Origin of the sequence: Flavobacterium davisii (assembly GCF_019565505.1) — a bacterium.
GTDB lineage: Bacteria > Bacteroidota > Bacteroidia > Flavobacteriales > Flavobacteriaceae > Flavobacterium > Flavobacterium davisii.
On record NZ_CP067378.1, the window covers coordinates 2,774,547 to 2,796,442 of the forward strand.

At 30.8% G+C, this 21,896-nt stretch carries 17 protein-coding genes and 7 pseudogenes; 6 read left to right on the plus strand and 18 right to left on the minus strand.

The genetic code is table 11. From position 1 onward, the window contains the following. Window positions 1-67: 67 nt before the first annotated feature. From JJC05_RS13230 to recF, 9 genes and pseudogenes are all read right to left on the minus strand, one after another. Window positions 68-205, minus strand: coding sequence for a hypothetical protein (locus JJC05_RS13230; RefSeq protein WP_235877603.1), 138 nt, complete (start codon window positions 203-205; stop codon window positions 68-70). Window positions 206-385: 180 nt separating this feature from the next. Then, window positions 386-934 carry an RNA polymerase sigma factor gene (locus JJC05_RS13235; RefSeq protein WP_088394315.1) on the minus strand — a complete coding sequence of 183 codons (549 nt, stop codon included), beginning with the start codon at window positions 932-934 and terminating at the stop codon, window positions 386-388. After that, window positions 925-2,037, minus strand: coding sequence for a glycosyltransferase (locus JJC05_RS13240; protein WP_235877604.1), 1,113 nt, complete (start codon window positions 2,035-2,037; stop codon window positions 925-927). The genes JJC05_RS13235 and JJC05_RS13240 overlap by 10 nt, the downstream gene beginning before the upstream one ends. A gap of 320 nt (window positions 2,038-2,357) precedes the next feature. Continuing rightward, window positions 2,358-3,059 carry a phytanoyl-CoA dioxygenase family protein gene (locus JJC05_RS13245; RefSeq protein ID WP_235877606.1) on the minus strand — a complete coding sequence of 234 codons (702 nt, stop codon included), beginning with the start codon at window positions 3,057-3,059 and terminating at the stop codon, window positions 2,358-2,360. A gap of 318 nt (window positions 3,060-3,377) precedes the next feature. After that, window positions 3,378-4,391, minus strand: coding sequence for a UDP-N-acetylmuramate dehydrogenase (murB, locus tag JJC05_RS13250; protein ID WP_105196046.1), 1,014 nt, complete (start codon window positions 4,389-4,391; stop codon window positions 3,378-3,380). A gap of 75 nt (window positions 4,392-4,466) precedes the next feature. After that, window positions 4,467-5,140: pseudogene (locus tag JJC05_RS13255) on the minus strand (DUF2461 domain-containing protein). Between the two features lie 280 nt (window positions 5,141-5,420). Continuing rightward, window positions 5,421-5,759 carry a thioredoxin gene (trxA, locus tag JJC05_RS17585; RefSeq protein WP_258929059.1) on the minus strand — a complete coding sequence of 113 codons (339 nt, stop codon included), beginning with the start codon at window positions 5,757-5,759 and terminating at the stop codon, window positions 5,421-5,423. Beyond that, on the minus strand, window positions 5,756-6,112 hold the full coding sequence (locus JJC05_RS17590) for a rhodanese-like domain-containing protein (protein ID WP_258929061.1): 357 nt from the start codon (window positions 6,110-6,112) through the stop codon (window positions 5,756-5,758). Before JJC05_RS17590 ends, trxA begins: the two co-directional genes overlap by 4 nt. 30 nt (window positions 6,113-6,142) lie before the next feature. Then, window positions 6,143-7,221 (minus strand): annotated as a pseudogene (gene recF, locus JJC05_RS13265) (DNA replication/repair protein RecF). Window positions 7,222-7,352: 131 nt separating this feature from the next. On the opposite strand from recF, the gene JJC05_RS13270 reads away from it, so the two are divergent. From JJC05_RS13270 to JJC05_RS13295, 6 genes and pseudogenes are all read left to right on the plus strand, one after another. Beyond that, a complete protein-coding gene (locus JJC05_RS13270; protein WP_105196044.1) occupies window positions 7,353-8,159 on the plus strand; it encodes a tetratricopeptide repeat protein in 807 nt (268 codons plus the stop codon). 80 nt (window positions 8,160-8,239) lie between these two features. Then, complete coding sequence (ribH, locus tag JJC05_RS13275) at window positions 8,240-8,728, plus strand: 6,7-dimethyl-8-ribityllumazine synthase (protein ID WP_088393580.1); 489 nt, start codon at window positions 8,240-8,242, stop codon at window positions 8,726-8,728. A gap of 195 nt (window positions 8,729-8,923) precedes the next feature. Continuing rightward, window positions 8,924-10,803 (plus strand): annotated as a pseudogene (gene mutL, locus JJC05_RS13280) (DNA mismatch repair endonuclease MutL). Next, window positions 10,800-11,539, plus strand: a pseudogene (locus JJC05_RS13285) (rhomboid family intramembrane serine protease). Before mutL ends, JJC05_RS13285 begins: the two co-directional pseudogenes overlap by 4 nt. Window positions 11,540-11,580: 41 nt before the next feature. Beyond that, a complete protein-coding gene (locus JJC05_RS13290; protein ID WP_235877608.1) occupies window positions 11,581-12,462 on the plus strand; it encodes a rhomboid family intramembrane serine protease in 882 nt (293 codons plus the stop codon). A 57-nt stretch (window positions 12,463-12,519) separates the two neighbouring features. After that, window positions 12,520-13,571: pseudogene (locus JJC05_RS13295) on the plus strand (endonuclease/exonuclease/phosphatase family protein). On the opposite strand, the gene JJC05_RS13300 reads toward JJC05_RS13295, so the two are convergent. From JJC05_RS13300 to pafA, 9 genes and pseudogenes are all read right to left on the minus strand, one after another. Continuing rightward, complete coding sequence (locus JJC05_RS13300) at window positions 13,572-14,183, minus strand: WbqC family protein (RefSeq protein ID WP_105196039.1); 612 nt, start codon at window positions 14,181-14,183, stop codon at window positions 13,572-13,574. Between the two features lie 82 nt (window positions 14,184-14,265). Further along, window positions 14,266-15,829, minus strand: a pseudogene (gene lepB, locus JJC05_RS13305) (signal peptidase I). A 69-nt stretch (window positions 15,830-15,898) separates the two neighbouring features. Continuing rightward, a complete protein-coding gene (gene dapB, locus JJC05_RS13310) occupies window positions 15,899-16,603 on the minus strand; it encodes a 4-hydroxy-tetrahydrodipicolinate reductase (protein ID WP_235877612.1) in 705 nt (234 codons plus the stop codon). Window positions 16,604-16,606: 3 nt separating this feature from the next. After that, the gene (locus JJC05_RS13315) at window positions 16,607-17,167 is read right to left on the minus strand and encodes a DUF5683 domain-containing protein (RefSeq protein ID WP_105196037.1); all 561 of its coding nucleotides are present in this window, start codon (window positions 17,165-17,167) and stop codon (window positions 16,607-16,609) included. Further along, window positions 17,167-17,259, minus strand: a complete 93-nt coding sequence (locus JJC05_RS19080) for a hypothetical protein (protein WP_445297840.1) — start codon at window positions 17,257-17,259, stop codon at window positions 17,167-17,169. The genes JJC05_RS13315 and JJC05_RS19080 overlap by 1 nt, the downstream gene beginning before the upstream one ends. 2 nt (window positions 17,260-17,261) lie before the next feature. Then, window positions 17,262-18,038, minus strand: a complete 777-nt coding sequence (locus JJC05_RS13320) for a ParB/RepB/Spo0J family partition protein (protein ID WP_374226308.1) — start codon at window positions 18,036-18,038, stop codon at window positions 17,262-17,264. A gap of 48 nt (window positions 18,039-18,086) precedes the next feature. After that, complete coding sequence (locus tag JJC05_RS13325; protein ID WP_060382726.1) at window positions 18,087-18,851, minus strand: ParA family protein; 765 nt, start codon at window positions 18,849-18,851, stop codon at window positions 18,087-18,089. A 120-nt stretch (window positions 18,852-18,971) separates the two neighbouring features. Further along, complete coding sequence (locus JJC05_RS13330; protein ID WP_105196036.1) at window positions 18,972-20,102, minus strand: methionine aminotransferase; 1,131 nt, start codon at window positions 20,100-20,102, stop codon at window positions 18,972-18,974. 134 nt (window positions 20,103-20,236) lie between these two features. Further along, window positions 20,237-21,872, minus strand: a pseudogene (gene pafA, locus JJC05_RS13335) (alkaline phosphatase PafA). Window positions 21,873-21,896: the final 24 nt, after the last annotated feature.

A 21,896-nucleotide genomic window follows, 5' to 3' on the forward strand; every position in this document is an offset into this window, starting at 1 on the left:
GATTTTTCTATTTTTAGCAGGGGAACATATTCAAGGAATCTCCCGTAATAAGTTACATCTGTCGAGTTTAGAAGGCAAAATTGATTGGATAATCCGCGTAATCAGGGTTAAATTTATTTTTAATATTATCAAACAATTTCATAGTTGTTTCGGAATATTCAACGGCTAATTTTAAATTAGAAACTATTGCGTGTAACTTTTTCAATGTTTTTAATCAGAGTTTAGACGGTATTAATTTTCAGCGGAAAGAGATTTCTACGTGCAGTTTGGTTTTCTGTTTCTGTAATTTCAATTTACTTCGAGTCTAATCTAGGATTTAGGTTAAAATGAAAAAGAGAAATAATCGCCTTTTTTATTAGTTTATTTTAATTCTAGTTGAAATAAATTATCCCTTTTTGATTATATCGGCTAATAATTTTTTGGCACGAAGGAGTTTTATTTTTACATTATTTAAAGGTTCATTAAGGTCATTTGCAATTTCTTGATAGCTCATTTCCTGAAAATAGCGCATTTGAATGACCTCTTGATAAGCTGGTTTTAATTGCTTGATGAATTGAAGTAAACGATTGAGGTTTTGTTCGGTAATAAGTTGGTCTTCTGCTGAAGGTGAGTTGTCTGCTATGGCATAAGCAATGTGATCTTCTTCATCAGTAATGTCTATAAAAAGAGAGGATTTCTTTTTTCTTAATAAATCAATGTGTACGTTTTTGGCTATTGCAATGAGCCATGTGTTAAATTGGAATTCAGAATTGTAGCTGTTTATTTTATCAAATGCCTTCGAGAAAGTTTCTATGGTAATGTCTTCCGCATCGGTTTCATTTTCGGTGCGTTGTAGCATAAAGGCATAGACCTCATTCCAGTATTTGTCTAATAAATATGTAAAGGCTATTTGATCTCCTTTTATAGCTTTTTCTATGTGTTTTTTTATTTCCAAGTAGTAGGTTTTGAAATTAGATTTCTAATGAATACATTGAATTGTGTTAGTATGAGAACTATTTCAAGAATAGGATACCAATACATAACGTCTTTTTCTTCTAATTTCCCAGCTGAAAAACCTAATGCTATCCAACTACTTAAATAGCGTATTCCAATTGCACTTAATACAATGATCCATTGATATTGCATAGCTAATAGTGTAATTGGTGTAATAAAGAAGAAAAATTGACTTAGATAGAATAAAGCCAATTGATTTTTGTCAAAAGCTTTGTATAATTTAGCGGTTGAAGCATGGCGTCTTTTTTGAGTAAACCACGCTCCAAATGTTTGTTTAGGAATAGAATAAGTAAAGCTATCTGGTGAAAAACAGATAGTTGTATTACTATTATTAGAGGCTTCATTAATAAATAAATCATCATCGCCTGACCGTATTTTTATATGATTAATAAAACCATTTGTTTTAAAGAACTCCTCTCTCTTATAAGCTAAATTTCTTCCTACACCCATATAAGGTTTTCCTATTTTACTCCAAGAAAAATATTGTGTAGCTGTTAACAATGTTTCAAATCGTATTAATTTATTTAAAAAACCAGATTCTTTTTTATAAGCACCGTATCCTAAAATAATTGTTTTGTGCATAGTGAAATGAGAGGTCATTTCTTTTATCCAGTTTTCTGAATTAGGAATACAATCAGCATCTGTAAAAAGTAAATACTCTTTGGATGCGGCTTTGATACCTAGAGTAAGAGCAAACTTCTTGTTTCCCCAAAAAGCTTCATTGTTTTCTACCTTTACTAACTTTAAATTAGGGATTTCCTTTTGAAAGTCTTCTACTAAAAAACGCGTGTTATCATAAGAAGCATCGTCAATGATGACAATTTCGTAATTTGAATAATTTTGTTTTGCTAATAATGGAATTAGTTCTTTTAGATTTTCTTCTTCATTTTTTGCACATACTATAACGGAAACAGAAATATGTTTTTCCTTGCTTTCCTGTGGTTTTGCAAAAGAAAATTTACCAAAAATAAACAAATAATATATTATTTGAATGGTTACTACGGTAAGGAAAAAATAAAATAAGATGAGTAAAAATAGCTCCATATATTCTTTCAAAAAATGAAGGGCAAAGGTAGCGGTTTAAAAATCAAATGCCAAATAAGAATAATCAATTGTAGATTAAATTTTTTCTATTTTATGCCTTTTTAAGGTTCTTTGTTTTAATGTTTTTTGAGGTAATGTAGATTTTTTTATGATTTTATTTTTTGACTTTTTTTATAGTTGTTTCAATTTTTAGGGGAAATAAAAATAAGAGGACTTAACATAAGAAAGTAATCGTATTTGTTCTTTGATTATGTTAACGAAATGGATTAAAAAACCTTGAACTTTTATCTTGATCAAAGAGAAAAAATAGAACTCAGATATTAAAATGCTAAATACTCGTTCCATTTTAATCCATTATCTAATATTATGTTTGAAAATTCAATATGTATAACACGTCTTCTCTGGTTGTTTGTTGTGCGTGTTGAGGCATGTAGTGTTAAAGGTTTCATTAGCATTACACCTCCTTTAGGTACATCACAAATGTATTCTTTGTTTTTGTTTATTTCGTGGTCAGTTAATTGAATAATACCTTTTTTATGTGATTTAGGAATTACTTTTACAGCACCATTTTCTACTGTAGTATTGTCTAAATGAATTCGAATTGTAAAAATATTTTCTAAAATTGGAGTTGGCGGTTGTACTGTTATTTGTTCATTCTTTTTAGTCCAATTGATAAATTTATCAGTTTCAATTTTTTCAGAAAGATTAATTGTTAAATCTTGATGATAAGGGACTACCCAATTAGAAGTTTTGGGCTTATCAAAATAAATTGATTTGATTACAAAATATGTGTTATTGCCAATTTCTTCGATAATCTTAATAAGGTTCTTGTTGAAAATATGGTTTTTTAGTTTAGGAATTTCTTTTAAAATAGCACGAATTGCAAATAATTCTTTATCTTTTCTAAAATTTGTATTTGATTTTTCGCTTGATTCGATTAAATGAATAATGGTTTCTATTTCTTCATGAGTGTAAATGTTGTTTAGAATGTGAAAGCCATTCTTGTTGAATGATGTATTCATTGTAATGTAATTAAGGGAGATGTTAAGAAATTTACTTGCTGGATCTTTGTGAATTTGTTTTGTATTCGTAGTTTTTTAGTTCTTAGAGAATTTTAAAAAGCCAAAGATGATTATTTTACAAAGTATTGAAAGTTGGATCGTAATGAATGGTTTAAAATTTAAAATAGGGGATGATTTAGTATGGTTTTTAATAAGCTTATGAGTAATATACGTTTTTTTATTATATCGTTTACCGTTTTTTTAGAAAATAAATAGTTACAAAAAATACTAGATTTGTAACTATTTAGAACTCTTTTTATGAAAACTAGTAGAAATGATTTAAATTATATTAACTTCAGCTTCAATGGCAATGCCGAATTTGTCTAAAACTGTTTTTTGTACAAATTGAGATAAATTTAGAATATCTTGTCCTGTAGCATTTCCGTAGTTTACTAATACTAGAGCTTGTCTTGCATGTACGCCTGCATCACCATTGCGATAACCTTTTAATCCTGCTTGTTCAATCATCCAACCAGCAGGAACTTTTATTTGATTTTCTGAAACCTCATAATATTTTATTTCAGGATATAATGTTTTGGCTTCGTTGAATTGTTCTCTTGATAGAATAGGATTTTTAAAGAAACTACCGCTGTTTCCTAACGATTTTGGGTCAGGTAATTTACTTTGACGGATAGCAATTACAGCATTGCTTACATCTTTTATGGTTGGTGTTGAAATATTTTTATTTTCTAATTCTTTTAAAATATCGCCATAGCCTGTGTTGATTTTATGATGGTGTTTTGTTAGCTTAAAAACAACAGAGGTAATGATGTATTGATTTTTGATAGCTTGTTTAAAAATGCTTTCGCGGTAGCCAAAATTACATTCTTCATTTGTGAAAGTCCTTATTTCTTGCGTGAGAATGTTGAGAGCTTGACATGATACAAATGTGTCTTTAATTTCAGCACCGTAAGCACCTATGTTTTGAACGGGAGTAGTACCTACATTACCCGGTATTAAAGACATGTTTTCTATACCACCATAGTTTTGTTCTATATTCCATAAAACAAATTCATGCCAGTTTTCCCCTGCTTGGGCTTCAACCCAAACATAATTTTCGTCTTCTTTTACAATTTTTTTTCCCTTTAAGTCTATGTGAATGACCAAAGCATTTATATCTTTTGTTAAAAGCATATTGCTACCCCCACCTAAGATAAATTTCGTTTTGGTTATATTGTTTTTTAAAACTTCATCTAATTCTGTTATACTATGTATAGCTATAAATTCAGAAGCTTTTGCTTCAATACCAAAGGTGTTGTGTTTTTTAAGAGAATAATTATGTTGGATATTCATTGTACTAAAATATTTTGATTACAAAGTACGCAAAGATTTTGCAAAGAACATAAAGAAAAAAAGGGAATGAGCTTTTTATTCTTCCGTTTCTAGTGCTCTATTTAAAAACTCATTAAAAGGTTTTATCAAAATAAGTTTAGAGGCTACCTTTTTTGCAAAATCTTTATCTGTAAACCATTTTTCATCAATAGGTTGTGAAATGGTAAAGCTTTTAAGTTTTAAAAATTCTATTGCAGGATGATTTATGTCGTATCCTTTTGGGGCAGATTTTAATACATAACCTTCCTCTTTGTCTATAGTTCCAAATTCTTTCTGAAAAGCAGTATTGTTTACGATTTCTTCTAAATCTTCATGAAAGAACGCAATTTCACGACGTATTTTTTTTAATTCTTCAGATTCAGGACACCATACACCACCAGCTATAAAACATTTGTCTTTTTCAAAGTGAATGTAATAACCGGGGCTGTTTTTACGCAGTCTATTGGTAGACATCCAAACTCCCATATTGGTTTTATAAGGGGATTTGTCTTTAGAAAAACGGATATCACGGTTAATTCTGAAAGTGCAATTTTTTATTTCAAGTGGTTCTAAAGAAGGATCCAAGGGTTTTATTTCTTCTAAAATGGTATGGATTAAATTATGATAATCTTTTTATATGCTTCATAACGTTTTTTGTTAGCGTGCATCCATTCCGTGTTATTATTCGCTTTTAGATCATCTAAGAAATTGATAGCTTCTTTTGTAAACATTATTATCTGATTGTATGTTGAGGTAAATATACGGAGTTATTTTTATTTTTTAATCCGTAAGGAATGTAAAGAGATTGTAATGAAGTAAGGGGTGAGAGTGCATCATTTGGGTATTTGAAAAGACTGTGTTGTGAAGAAGAAGGTTTTCCAAAAGTTATTGATTTTGTTTTGCTTCAATTTAATCGCTTTGCACTAGTTAATCAAGGACACATAGAGGAAATAAAATCAATATTTAATTGGTGCTTTTTGAATACCTTCTTCTGGTTTGTTTTTTTGAAGATTATAACTTCTTTCTTAAATCCTCTTCTTTTATAAATCCTAAATTTTTCCAAACTTCTTTACCATTATTATAATAGATCAAAGTTGGTAATCCTTCAATTAGTAAATCTTGCGCTAATTGTTGGTTTTTATCGGCATCTATTTTTATAATTTTAATATTATCTTTCATTTCTTCCTTCATCTTTTCAAGATAAGGGGCCATTTTTTTACAAGGACCGCACCATTCAGCATAAAAATCAATTAATACTTTTTTATCGGATTGTATTAATTTTTGAAATTCAATAAGAGTCATACTTGAAGATGTAGTAGGTTTAGATAATCCTTCCGCATTCCATTTCATAATTCCCCCGTCATATTATGAATTTCTTTAAAACCCATACGGCTCATTTTAGTCATTGCTTTTCCGCTTCTTCCTCCACTTAAACAGTACAAATAAACGGGTTTGTTTTTGTCTAATTTAGATAATTGAGTTTCGAAATCAGTAGCATTATAATCAATATTTACGGCTTTGTCTAGGTGTTGAGAATTGTATTCTTGTGGGGTTCTTACGTCTAGGATGTACACATCTGCATTTGCTGTTTTTTCAGCAAATACTTTAGGTTCTAAATTGTCTGTTATAGAATTATTTTGGCCTTTACAGCTTGTAAAAGCAATTATAGTAGCACAAAGAGTGCTGAATAGTAAGTTTTTCATTTTTTAAAATTTTAAGCTAAGTTATAAAAATTATATGTTAAAAATTTTATAAAGCTGATGGGTTTGTTTTACAATATTTTCCGTTCGTTCAGGATGGGTGTCTGAAATAAAAAGCTGTCCGAATTCTTCCTTATTAACCATTGAAATGATTTGGCTAACACGATCCTCGTCTAATTTGTCAAAAATATCATCAAATAAGAGAATAGGTTTTTCGCCACTTTGTTTTTTTACAAATTCAAATTGAGCTAATTTTAAAGCAATTAAATAAGATTTTTGTTGCCCTTGGGAACCAAATTTTTTAATAGGATGGTCTTCTATTAAAAAAGCTAAGTCGTCTTTGTGTATGCCAACACTAGTGTATTGTAATGTTCTATCTTTTTGTATATTATCTAGTAATAATTGGGCTAAAGGAGTATGTTTTAGCTGACTTTCGTACATTAAATAAACACGTTCAGCGGAATTAGAAATAAGTTTGTAATAGTGATTGAAAATAGGAATAAATTCAGTTAAGAATTGTTCCCTTTTTTAAAAATTTCGGTGCCTAAATTAGCAAGTTGGTCATTGTAAATTTCTAAGGTGTCTTGTTCGAAAATGCGATTTAGAGCAAAATATTTTAGTAAAGCGTTACGCTGAGTCAATACTTTTTGATATTGAATCAGTTGGTGTAAATAACGGCTGTCTAATTGCGAAATAACACTGTCTATGAATTTTCTCCTAACTTCGCTTCCTTCTCGAATTAAATCGGCATCGGTTGGTGAAATGATAACCATTGGAATTAAACCTAAATGGTCGGAAAATTTTTCATACAGTTTTCCGTTGCGTTTTAATATTTTCTTTTGTCCTTTTTTTAAGCTACAAACGATGTTTTCAGGACGATCTTGTTTCATAAATTCACCATCTATTACAAAAAAGTCACGTCCATGTCTGATGTTCTGTACAGCTAGAGTGTTAAAATAGCTTTTTCCGAAAGCTAAATGATAAATAGCGTCTAAAATATTGGTTTTGCCAATACCGTTTTTACCTACAAAACAATTGATTTTGTGTTCAAAGTCGAAATTTGCTTCTTCAAAATTTTTAAAGTTAAACAAAGAAATTTTTTTTAGATGCATAAATCGTACAGATTCTAATTTTTAGGAAATGATTGTTAAAAAACGTTCGCAAATTATTAAAAATAAAGTGAAAACTTATTTTGTTTTTCAATAAAAATTTTATTTTTGCACCTCACTAATTTAAAATTATAATGGCAACTTATAATAAAAGAGGATACAAAGCTCCAAAACCACAAGTTGAGAATACCGAAGAGGGTACGCTTGAAAACGTAGCTGATTTAGAACAAACTGTTACGGTTGAAGAAAGTGATAGTACTACTGCTAGCGTTTTTAACACTTTAGATGAAACAGCAAGTAAAACGGAAGAGTTTGTTGCAAAAAATCAAAATATAATTTTATCTGTTTTAGGCGGAGTAGCTTTAGTTGTAGTGGGGTATTTGATGTATAGCAAATTTGTATCAGCTCCAGCGGAAAATGAAGCCGCTAGTGATATGTATCAAGCTCAGAAATATTTTCAACAAGCTGTTGATGCAACACAAGCTAATGATTCTTTGTTTAAGTTAGCTCTAAATGGAGGTGAGGGTAAACAAGGTTTTATAGATATTGCTAAAAATCATAGCGGTACAGATGCAGGTAATTTAGCGAATTATTATGCTGGTATGGCTTATTTGCATACTAAGCAGTTTGATAAAGCAGTAGAGTATTTAAGTGATTATAAATCAGATGATGCTTATACGAAGGCTTTAGCTTTAGGAGCTATTGGTGATGCAAAAGCAGAATTAAATAAAACAGATGAAGCTTTAGAATACTATGTAAAAGCGGCTGAAAGCAATGAAAACGAATTAACAACACCTCGTTTCTTGTTAAAGGCAGGACAATTGGCTTTTGCTAAAGGAGATAAAGCAACCGCATTGAAATATTTTACTCAAATTAAAGAAAAATATGAAGACACTCCAGAAGCTCAAAATATTGATGCTTTAATAGGAATGGCTCAATAAATAATAGATAGAGTAGAAAATAATTGCAGTGTTAAGCATATATGAATTATAATGCTGTACTGAAACTGTAAACGAAAAATATGGCTACAGCAAACAAAAATTTATCAGAATATAATAAAAATACTATCCCAAATGCGAAAGACTTTCGATTTGGGATAGTCGTTTCTGAATGGAATGATAAAATCACCGAAGGTCTTTTTAAAGGAGCAGAAGAAGCGTTACTTGATTGTGGTGCTTTGCCCGAAAATATCATTCGTTGGAATGTTCCGGGTAGTTTTGAGCTCATTTACGGAGCAAGTCAAATGCACAAAAATTTAGATTTAGATGCCGTTATCGTAATTGGTTGCGTTATTAAAGGCGAAACTATGCACTTTGAATTTGTATGTGAAGGGGTTACCCAAGGAATTAAAGATATGAATGTTATATACGATGCACCCACTATTTTTTGTGTGTTAACTGATAATACAGAAGAACAGTCTATAGCTAGAAGTGGAGGAGCACATGGGAATAAAGGAACAGAGGCTGCAATAGCTGCTATTAAAATGGTAGATTTAAAGAATAAGTTTTAGAATGAAAATAAAACGCACTTTCTGCAGGATTTTTTTCTAAGTAATAAAAAATAATCATGAAAAGCCATTCTAATTTCGATGTAATAGAATGGCTTTTTTTATGAAAAAATAAAAAGAATGAGAGATAAAAACCCATTCCTTTTCTTTAAATTTGTTTTCCAACCCATTTAAGAAATTAATTTAGTAACTCATTTAATGTCAAGTATAATACAATTACTACCCGATCATGTGGCTAATCAAATAGCAGCAGGAGAGGTAGTACAAAGGCCTGCTTCGGTAGTGAAGGAATTGGTAGAAAATGCAATTGATGCAGGATCAACCGATATTAAACTTATTTGTAAAGATGCAGGTAAAACACTCATACAAGTTATAGATAATGGTAAGGGGATGAGTATAACAGACGCACGCTTATGTTTTGAGCGTCATGCTACTTCTAAAATTAGAAAAGCAGAAGACTTATTTGATTTACACACCAAAGGTTTTCGTGGAGAAGCTTTAGCCTCTATAGCTGCAATAGCTCATGTAGAACTCAAAACCAAACAAGATCAAGAAGAACTAGGAACTCATTTAATTATAGAAGGGAGTAAATTTATTTCACAGGAGCCATCTGTGTTACCTAAGGGGACTTCTTTTTCCATCAAAAATTTATTTTTTAATATACCAGCACGTAGAAATTTTTTAAAATCAGATACAGTTGAATTACGTCATATAATAGACGAATTTCAGCGAGTAGCTTTAGCGCATGAAAATATACATTTTACTTTTTATCACAATGGAAGTGAAGTATTTAATTTGCCACAATCTAATTTACGTCAACGTATTGTAAATATATTTGCAGCTAAGACAAATGAAAAGTTAGTACCAGTAACAGAAGAAACAGAAATTGTAAAGTTAAAAGGCTTTATAGGTAAACCCGAGTTTGCTAAAAAGAGTAGAGGGGAACAGTTTTTCTTTGTAAATGATCGTTTTATAAAAAGTGGATACTTGCATCATGCTATTATGGCAGCCTATGAAGGCTTATTAAAAGAAGGAATGCAACCTAGTTACTTTCTTTATTTAGATGTGCCTCCTCATACAATCGATATTAATATTCATCCAACTAAAACAGAAATAAAATTTGATGATGAGCAAGCCCTATATGCTATTATTCGTTCAGCTGTAAAACATAGTTTAGGACAATTTAATGTAGCTCCTATTTTAGATTTTGAACGAGATGCTAACCTAGATACACCTTATAGTTATGTAGGAAAAGAGGCTGAAATGCCTACTATACAAGTAAGTGCAACTTTTAATCCTTTTGCAGAAGAAGAACCTATTGTAAAAAAAATATCCAATAACAGTTCAGGAGGAATTTCAAATAATAATAGCTTTAATTATCACCCTAAAAAGAAAGTCAGAGTTGGGAAAGTTTATATGTGGGATTAAAAGACGCATTTGAACCAGAAGAAATACATATTGAATCAGAATCTGTTACAGAATCCTTATTTAATGATACTGAAATTGAAAAAGCAAAATCGATAACCTATCAACTACAGAAAAAATATATAATAAGTCCTATAAAATCGGGGATGTTAATAATAGATCAACAAAGAGCACATCAACGTATTTTATACGAACAATTGTTGAAAAATATAACCGTTCAACAAGCAAATAGTCAGCAACTGTTATTTCCTTTGAATTTATATTTTTCAGGAACTGAAATGGTTTTGTTTCTAGAATTAAAAGCATCATTAGAAAATGCTGGATTTGTATTTGAATCAGCTGTCTCAGGTACGGTCATTATATCTGGTATTCCTGTTACTATGACAGAAAGCGAAGTAGCAAGAGTTTTAGAACAATTAATAGCAGATTTGCAACAAGAAATACCCGATAGTAGTTTTAGTCAAATGGATAGTATGGCCAAATCTATGGCGCGAAGTTTGGCTGTTAAAACAGGTACCATTTTAACAGAATTTGAACAAGAAAATATAGTTAATAATCTTTTTGCTTGTAAAGAACAATCAGTTTCACCATTTAATCGTCCTACATTTATTACTTTAAGTGTAGAGGATATAGATAAAAAATTTAATATATGATGCAAATTACTCCCACAGTTAAGCAACTTTTAATTATTAATGTTATTTGTTTCATTGGGGCTCAGCTAGTGAAGCAATCTAATGATGTGTTAGCTTTGTATTATTTTGAAAATACAAATTTTAGACTATGGCAATTATTAACCTATATGTTCATGCATGGTAGCTTTACGCATATTTTATTTAATATGTTTGCTTTGTATTCTTTTGGAACCGCATTAGAACATTTTTGGGGAGCTAAGAAATTTTTGTTTTTTTATATTTCATGTGGTATAGGTGCTGGATTCATACATTCAGGAGTAAATTATATTCATTTTCAAGAAGGATTGAATTTATTAGTCGAAAACGGTGAAAAGAAAATCGAAATATTTAAAATTCTTAAAGAAGGTAAATATAATATAGCTTGGGAACAAATTTTATCACCACAAGGGTTTACTTCTTTTTATCAGCCTATGTTTCACGAGCAGTAGGGGCTTCAGGTGCTATTTATGGGCTTTTAACAGCGTTTGCATTCATGTTTCCTAATGCTGAGTTAATGATGATGTTTATTCCAGTTCCAATAAAAGCCAAGTACTTTGTTCCAATACTAGTTGGCATGGATTTATTTTCAGGTGTAACAGGGGCTTCTATTTTTGGAGGAAATATTGCGCATTTTGCACATGTAGGAGGAGCTTTGATAGGTTTTATAATGATGTGGTATTGGAAAAAGAACTCATTCAACGATAATCGTTGGAATTAATAAAAGAATCATAACAACAAACGCAAACTAAATTATACAATATGAATATTTTATATGACCTAAAACAGCAATATAAAGTAGGTGATTTAACTATAAAATTAATTTTTTGGAATGTCATATTGTTTGTTTTTTCAACTCTTATTATTACTCTATTGAAAATAACAGGAAAAGAGTTGAACTTTTATGAATGGATTGCGTTATCTAGTAATTTACAGAATTTTTTTTACAAACCTTGGACTTTAGTTAGTTACTGTTTTTTTCACAGTAATTTAGTTCATTTAATTTTCAATATGCTGATGCTGCATTTTGCAGGGCGAATTTTTACGACCTATTTTACACAAAAACAACTTTTGTCAGTATATGTTTTAGGAGGATTATTTGCAGGCTTAATTTATATTTTAATCTATCTGTTATTCCCTTTTCTATCTAATCAGGCGGTTTTATTAGTTGGTGCCTCAGCTTCTATTATGGCTATAGTATTTGCTACTGCTACTTATCAACCTTATATGAACCTTCGATTAGCTTTATTTGGCAATGTTTATGTTTGGCAAATTGCATTAGTTTTTCTAGTTGTAGATTTAATACAATTACCTTTAGAAAATACAGGAGGGCATATTTCGCATTTAGGAGGTGCTTTTTTTGGTTTTTTTTATGTAAAATTATTACAAAAAGGAATTGATCTAGGTAGAGTAATAAATGAATTTTTAGCTAGAATAGATGCTGTTTTTACTAAAAAGAAAGCAACACCCTTTAAAACGATTCATAAAAATGTTACATTATCATCAAATGAAGTAAAAAGTAGAGTAATTAGAAAAGATAAAACGCAGCAACAAATAGATGAAATATTAGATAAAATTAGTCAATCAGGTTATGAAAGCTTGACTAAAGAAGAGAAAGAGTTTCTTTTTAGAGCAGGTAAATAAAGTAAAAAAAATTCGTGAAAATAATGTTTCTTTGTAACAATTTTTAAATAAGATAAAATGAAAAACCTTACGTGGTTTAATAAACTCGTTTTTGTTGCTAATCTGATGCTTACGCTATTAACATTTTTAGCGTATGCACTGCCTTTTTAGCACCTAAATGGTTTTCGTTTTTGTCTGTCCTCACTTTAGTCTTACCCTTTTTTTTAATTGTAAATGCTCTATTCTTTTTGTACTGGCTTTTACTATTGAAGAGACAGATGATTTATTCAGGTTTGATTTTATTGTTAGGGATTACTTTTGTAAATAAGTTTTATAAATTTTCTTCTAAAGAATTAGTCACCTCAGATAAAGATTTTGTAATAATGAATTACAATGTTCGACTGTTCAATTTATTTAAATGGATACCAAGAGAAGATGTAGCGGATCAAATTTTGGAATTTATAAACGAAAACAATCCAGATCTACTTTGTATTCAAGAGTATTCCACTTCTGCATCTGCTAAGGTAGATTTTAAATTATATCCATATCGTGCTATTTTTACTAAAGGAAATTTAATCAAAACAGGGAATGCTATATTCTCAAAATTTCCTATAGTAAATGAAGGAGAAGTAGGATTTCCAGAATCTAATAATATTGCTATTTTTGCTGATATTAAAATAGGGAAAGATATTATAAGAGTTTATAATTTACATTTAGAATCCATAAAAATATCACCTGATGTAAATGAAATATCAGAAAAAACAGAAGGTTTTAGCCAAGCTAAATCTGAAATGATTTTCAAACGTATAGGAAAAGCTTTTAAAAAACAACAACAACAAGCAGAAATATTTGTAGATCATAAGAAAGATTGTTCTTATCCCTTAGTAGTTTGTGGAGACATGAATAATAGTGCTTTTTCGTATGTATATAGAACTGTTAAAGGGAGTATGCAAGATACTTTTGAGGAAGCTGGAAAAGGATTCGGACAGACTTATAACTTTAAGTATTATCCTGCCCGAATTGACTATATCTTTGCAGATCCTAAGATGAATGTTAAAAGTTTTAAAAACTTTCCTAATTTTGTTAATTCAGATCATTTACCCATTTTAACTAGGCTTTCTTTATATTAATTATAAGGTTTGATTTAATAAATATTCTTTCGCATAACGTCCTTCGTTAAAGAGTAAATCTAAGATACTCAAATTGTTTATAAAGCCATGTTTTTCCTCAAAAACTTGTGTGTATGGAGTTAGTAAAGCAGTATCTTTTTTTCCGTTAGCTAACGAACGTAAATCATTAAAGTCGGGAGCTTCTTTAAAGTATTCTTGGGTTTTGTTATATTCAAAATTTATTCCCAAACATTTTGATACGATTTCAATAGTTTGGTAATTCAGATCCATTAAGAAATCCTGTTTTTTTGTAAATATGGGAGCAATAGCATCTTCATAATATTCAAAAAAAGGAGATGTCCTGTAAGCAGCTTCTAATGATTTAAAATGTTGCTTCTGCCAGTCAAAAGCAGTTTCCAATCGAATGTCTTTTGTCTTTTGATGTCCTTCTTTAGAATGTTTTACAGGGATGTTTAATAATTGAATCCCATTAGGGCTGTAAATGTACATCCTATTTCTATTAGTCTGTTTTTGGAAATTATCATCCATTTCAAAAGTTATCTTTTCTGCTTGAGCAATAGCTACAAAATGACTTATAGAAGGAAAATAAGTGGGAAGAATTAATAGATTCATATTATATTAAAAATTACAGGTTTCAGTTTTCGAGTGTTTTAAACTGAAATCTGAAACCGGAGATAAATTTATTGTTTTTAAACTATGCTTTTTTCTTTTTATTTCTATACCAATCAAAACCAAACCAAGGCTACAAGGGCTATTAAGAAATATTTAAAATAAGAAGTTGGTTGTCCATCTCCTCCTACTGTGCAGAACAATCGTTCCCATCTAATTTTATCAAGGGCTTTACTCCAAGGAATATTAGGGTCTATACTCCACCAAATAAATATGGGTTTGCCGACCACATGATCCATAGGAACAAACCCCCAATAACGACTATCTTCTGAGCGATGACGATTGTCTCCCATCATCCAATAGTAATCTTGTTGAAAAGTATAGTTAGTAGCCTCTTTGCCATTAATATATATTTTGCCTCCTCTTTCTTCTAGCGTATTATCTTCATATACAGTAATAATTCTTTTGTAAAAAGGAAGTGTTTCTTTATTTAAGGCAATTGTTTTGTTTGCTTCAGGAATATAAATAGGACCTAAATTATCCAAAGACCATTTTTGGTTATGAGGAAAGATAGATTTGTCAATTTCTTTAGGGGCAGGAGTTAAGTTTTTAGTGATTGATTTTACAATTGGAATATTCTTAATGCGCGCTATATTTTCATCTGTAACAGCGCTTAAGAAGTATTCATTTGGCTTATTTGTTGGATAAATACCATCCGTTATTTTTAATTCTTCTATTAATAAACTAGCATAAGGAGCTAAATCACTACCGTCTGTTGTTATATAGTAAGAATATTGAGGTTTTGCTCTTTCAGGTAAAATTAATTTTTTATTATTAATGTATACATATCCATCTTTTATAGATAGATTGTCTCCTGGTAAGCCAACACAACGTTTTACATAGTTAGAGCGTTTGTCTTTTGGCTTGTCAATATGTCTTCCTGAACGATCAAAAAATTGATAAACAGTATCGGCAGGCCAATTAAAACAAACAATATCATTATGTTGTATTTTTTGCAATCCTGGTAAACGGAAAGAAGGAAGTTGGGGTTTGCTTAAATACGACTTTGCTTTTACTATCATCATGCTATCATGAACCATTGGCATTGCCACTGCGGTAGAAGGGGTTCTGGCGCCATAATGAAATTTACTTACAAATAAAAAATCGCCTACTAATAAGGATTTTTCTAATGAAGAAGTAGGTATGTTAAAAGGTTGTATTACATAAGTGTGTACTAATGTAGCGACTACTATAGCATAAAGTAGCGAAGCTATAGTGTCTCCTGCTTTAGTACTAGGAGTTAAGCTTCTGTCTCTTTTGTAGTCAATATTTACAAAGTAATTTATGTAATAGATATAAAAACCGAGTGTTAAAACACCTAATAAAGTGTCTTTTTCTTTATTATAACCAAAGCTTCTTAATGTTTCTACCCATATAACAATAAACATAATTAAGTTTATTATGGGGATAAAAAGTAAAGCAGTCCACCAAGTAGGACGATTAATAATTTTCATCAAAACGATAGCATTATAAACAGGAATAAAGGCTTCCCATGATTTTCTACCTGCTTTTTGATAAAGTTTCCAAGTTCCTAAGCCGTGAATGATTTGTACGACCAAGAAAAAAATAAACCACTGTGTTACTGTCATCTTTAATGTTTGAATTTTGAAAATCTGTTAAACTTTGTTCGGATTGACTAAAATATATTTATTTATAATTTATTGTTTTAATGAAAGTACATCTTTCATTGTAAAGACTCCTTTTTTGTTCACTAGCCATTCTGCTGCTATTATTGATCCTAAAGCAAAACCTTCTCGGTTATGTGCGGTATGTTTTATTTCAATTTGATCTACTTTGCTATCGTAAAAGATACTATGAGTACCGGGGATGTTTTCTATTCTTTTGGCTTCTATATGAATTTCTGTATTAGTAGGAGGATTCATAGTCCAATTATCATATTTTGAATTTTGAATGATTCCTTCGGCTAATGTAATTGCAGTACCACTTGGAGCATCTAATTTTTGCGTATGATGAATTTCTTCCATAGAAACGTGGTATTGTTCTAGATTAGCCATCATTTTAGCCAAATAAGAATTTAATTCAAAAAAAATGTTTACTCCTAAGCTAAAGTTAGAACCATATATAAAGGCTCCTTCTTTTTTAGTACATAGATCAACCATAGTTTGGTATTGTTCTAGCCAGCCTGTTGTACCACTTACAACTGGAATATTTTTTTCAAAACAAGTTGTAATATTAGTTACAGCACTTGTTGGAACACTAAAATCAATGGCTACATCTGCTTTTTCAAGTCCATCAAAACTGTTTTGGCTTGATTTTTTTAAAATGATATCATGACCTCTTTCTAAAGCAATTTTTTCAATTACTTTACCCATTTTTCCATATCCTAGAAGCGCTATTTTCATTGGTTAGAATTTAAAATTTAGAGCAAGTCCTATGTTTTGCTGTGTGTTAAAATCGTTAGTTTGTATTTCAGGACGAATACTTAGTCCATTATTTACATTGAACTGTTGTAAATGAGCGTCAACATTAGCATCTATTATATTAAGTGCATAAAGAGCTACTGTAATAAGTAGCGACAAATCTCTGTTCTTTTGATGAAATTGTTGGCCTTGAATTAGTTTATCGTCTGATAAACGGGTATAATCAGGATTTAAATCAGAATCTTTAGCCAATCGTTTGATGTATTCTGTTCGAAAGCTATCATATCTTTTTTGATTCCAGAAGTAAAAATAGGCTCCTGTTCCTATTGCAGCGTATACAACAGGGATTTTCCAGTATTTTTTGTTGTAGGCTTGCCCAGCTCCCGGCAGTAAAGCAGAGTAAAAAGCTGCTTTTGCAGGACGTAAAGGGTCTATTTGTTGTTTTGTTATAGTATCGTTAGCTATTAGTTTTATCTTATTTTGTGCATTTGCGGTAAAAAGACCAAAACTAAAGCTAACAATAACTATATGTATCCAATACTTCACTAAGAGTTTATTAGTTTTAAAATTCGATTGAAATCTTCTTCTGAATGAAAAGGAATGGTAATTTTTCCTTTTCCGGAACCTGCTACTTTAATGTCTACTTTTGCTCCAAAGTAATCATTAAATGATCTTTTTCATCTAGGCCTATATCAAAGGGAGCTTCTGTGGGTTTGTTAGTAGGTTTGTCTAATTCGCCATTGTGATAAGCTTTTACTAAAGCTTCTGTTTCGCGAACAGAAAGGTTTTGACTTACTATTTTTTGATATATAGAAGCCTGTGCATCATGATCGTCTATTGTAATAATAGCGCGACCGTGCCCCATAGATATAAAACCATCACGAATACCTGTTTGAATGATCGGGTCTAGTTTTAATAAGCGAAGGTAATTAGCAACGGTAGAACGTTTTTTACCTACTCTATCACTTACCTGTTCTTGTGTAAGTTGAATTTCGTCCATTAAACGTTGATAAGAAAGAGCAATTTCAATGGGATCTAAATCATGGCGTTGGATGTTTTCTACTAACGCCATAGTTAGTGACTCATTGTCATTTGCTAAACGAATATAGGCAGGGACTGTTTTTAATCCTACAATTTTAGAAGCACGTAAACGACGTTCACCTGAAATTAATTGGTATTTATTAAAGTCAATTTTACGAACGGTAATCGGTTGGATAACGCCTAATTCTCTTATAGAAGTAGCTAATTCTTGTAAGGCTTCTTCGTTAAAATTAGTACGAGGTTGAAAAGGATTAATTTCAATAGACTCAATATCCACTTCTAGGATATTACCTACTACTTTGTCTGCATTTTTATCGGTTGCTGATTTGATATCATTATCTGGATCTTTCAGTATAGCCGATAATCCTCTTCCCATTGCTTGTTTTTTTTGCCAATGCCATATAATCCTCCTAAACTTAATTGATTAACTATTCTTTTTGATGATTTCTGATGCTAAATCTAAATAATTTGTAGCACCTTTGCTCGTAGCATCATAGTTTATAATGCTTTCACCAAAACTAGGTGCTTCGCTTAATTTAATGTTACGTTGTATAACAGTATCAAATACCATATTATTGAAGTGTTTTTGTACTTCTTCTACTACTTGATTAGATAAACGTAAACGAGAATCATACATAGTAAGCAAAAGACCTTCAATATCTAAATCAGGGTTGTGAATTTTTTGAACACTTTTAATTGTATTTAATAATTTTCCAAGTCCTTCCAAAGCAAAATATTCACATTGGATAGGTATTACCACTGAATTGGCGGCAGTTAGAGCATTTAATGTTAGCAAGCCTAATGAAGGAGCACAATCAATAATAATATAATCGTAGTTATCAGAAACTGATTTTAATGCTTCTTTAAGCATGTACTCACGATTTTCTTTGTCTACTAATTCTATTTCAATTGCCACTAAGTCAATATGTGCAGGAATTACATCTACGTTAGGAGCAGTACTGTTAATTAACGCTTCAGTAGGCGTACAACTGTGCTCTAAAATTTGGTAGGTGCCTAGTTCAACTGACTCTACATCAATACCTAATCCTGAGGTAGCATTTGCCTGCGGATCAGCATCTATAAGTAATACTTTTTTTTCTAAAGCCCCTAAAGCGGCCGCTAAATTAATAGAAGTGGTTGTTTTACCTACACCACCTTTTTGATTAGCAATTGCAATTATTTTACCCATCTTGATCTTCGAAATTTTGAGCCGTAAAAATACAATTATTTATGGGTTTTGAAAATCTATTTTGTTAACAATTTAATAAATGATTGATCTTCCATATTATAATGCTTTTTTTAATTGATTCTATTTTATTTTTATAAGTTTCTCAGCAGCTTGAATTAAGGTTTCATCTGTTTTGGCAAAACAAAAACGAAGCATTTGTCTATCTGTAAGGTCGTTGTAAAAGACAGACATGGGAATGGCAGCTACGCCTTGTTTTTCAATCAATTCTTTGGCAAATAAAACGTCGTTTTCTTTTGAGATATTTTGATAATTTACTACTTGAAAATAAGTTCCATCACAAGGCATTAATTCAAAAGGGCTGTTCTTTAATAAGGCCTGAAATAAATTTCGTTTTTGAAGATACATCTTTGAAACGGCATCAAAATTTACGATATCTAAATATTCAGCTATAGCAAATTGAGCAAAGCTATTCACACTAAATACTAAAAACTGATGTACTTTTTTGATTTCATTCATGATTAATTCAGGCGCTATTAAGTAGCCTATTTTCCATCCAGTAACATGTAAGGATTTTCCAAATGACGAAGCTATTATAGTACGATGTATTAATTTTTTTCGGGTATTAAATGAAATATGAGCTTGCTTGAAAGTGATATATTCATAAACTTCATCTCCTAAAATAAGGATTTGTGGATGTTTTTCTAAAATGATTTCTAATGATTCAAAATCTTTTTCATCCCAAATTCTGCCCGTTGGGTTATGAGGATTGTTGATAATAATCATTTTCGTTTTAGAAGAAATGGCTTTTTCTATATTATTAAAATCGGGTGTATAGTCTGGGTTTAAAGGAACGCGTATTGGTTTTCCTCCCGCTATTAAAACAGAAGGTTCGTAACTGTCATAACAAGGGTCTAAAATTATTACTTCATCATTTGTAGATATTAAGGCATTAATTGTGCTGTATATTCCTTGTGTAGCACCAGCAGTAATGAGCATTTCGATATTGAAATCTACAGAACGATTGTATTGGGCTTGGGTTTGTTTTGCAATTTTTTCCATTAAGGTAGGTAAACCTGCCATAGGAGTATATTGGTGAATGTTGTCTTTTAGAATTCGTTGGCTTATGTCTATTAATCGTTTGTCTTCTGGAAAATTAGGAAAACCTTGGGATAAATTGATAGCATTTTTTTCATTAGCTAGTTTAGACATGGTGGTAAAAATGCTGGTTGTAATGTGTGGTAATTTAGACATGACTGGGAATAGTTGGTGTGTTAGAATGTTTTATAGGGAACAAAAATAAGAAAGTTTTAGAGTTCGTTATACGAATTGGTTTAGTAGGAGATTAAAACATAAAAAAAGCGTCTTTTGAAAAGACGCTTTTTTTATTATTTAGGAAGAATTTCGGTTAATGGTATAGCATCTGTGCTATTAGGTAAAGTTGTTTTTAGTTTTAGGGCTAGGGTAGGAGCTATTTGAGTAATGTCCTTTTTATCAAAATTTTCTCCCTTTTTTATTCCCCAACCATAAAATAAGCAAGGTACGTGTGTATCATAACTATAAGGTGAGCCATGAGAAGTTCCTGTAGTTTGGTATTGCATATAAGCGGGTTTGTCTACAATGATCAATTCACCATTTTGAACGGGGTCATAACCTTTAGATACAAAATTTAAATAGTTGTCAGCTACAGAACCTGCTATAATTTCGTTTTCATCATATACTCTTTTAACATGTTTTTGTGTATATAAAAATTCCTTAACGGCATTTTTAACTTTGCTAAGTTCTAAGCCTTTTTCTTTAATTTTTGCTTTGTCTAAGAATACATTAAAAGAATCGTATAACAGTAATAAGTTTTCGCCGAATTGTGTTTTTGTAAATTCCGCTATAGCGTGTTCTATATTTTTTTCGTTGGTGTCTTCTACATCATAGCGATTGTCTTTTAGGTGCATAACGTTTTCAGCACCTGCGTGATCCGCTGTTAAAAAAAGTAAGTAGTTGTCTTTGCCTACGTTAAGGTCTAAATAATGTAAAAAGCTTGCTAATGTTTGGTCTAAGCGTAAATAAGTATCTTGTAATTCAATAGAACGTGGACCATACATGTGACCAATATAATCAGTAGCTGAAAAACTAACAGTTAAAAAGTCAGTGTCTTCATCTTTTCCTAGTTGTTCATTTTCTATTGTTTTTTGAGCAAAATCAGCTAAGAAATTATTTCCAAAAGGAGTAGTTCTTAAAATTCCTACATCTCCTGGTTTTGTTAATTCAGAAAGGGAATAAGGAAAAAAAGCTTGTTTTTTATTTAGTTTTCCTTCGTATGGGTTATCATCTGGTAAACTTTCATTGTAAGTTGTTTTATCTTTTAGTAAGTCCCAATTTTGGTTAACGTATTTTTCATAATTTTTTTCATTGTTAAATTGGGTGACCCAAGTAGGTAATGATTTGCCATAAAATGTACTAGAAATGAAATTTCCAGTTTTACTAAACCAAAAAGCCCAGTCTGCAAAATGTCCAGCAGGTAAAATTGCCCCACGATCTTTAACGCTTACGCCAATTACTTTTCCTTTAAAATTGGTACTTAATTTTAGTTCGTCTGTAATGGTTGATGCTTGTAAAATTTTGGGAGACATTTTTCCTTCTTGTTCAGTGCCATTACCTACTGTAGATACTTCTGTATCATCTGTACAGTACAGATTTTTTCCTGTGGCTTTATTAAACCATTCATTTCCTACAATTCCGTGTATCGCAGGTGTGGTTCCTGTGTAAATGGAAGCATGTCCCGGGGCCTGTAAAAGTAGGCATGTAATTATAGTGCATGTTGTGGTAAGTAAAGCCATCACGTAATAAACGTTTGAAACCGCCTTCTGAAAAATCGCTATAAAAACGGTTTAAGTATTCCATTTTCATTTGATCGACTACAATTCCAACCACAAGTTTTGGTCGTTTTACTTCTGCATTGATTTTAGAGGTTTGTGCACTAACCGCTAAACTCAATATTAAAAAATATACGTTGAAAAGTTTTTTCATTTTTAAAAAATTAGCTCGCAAATT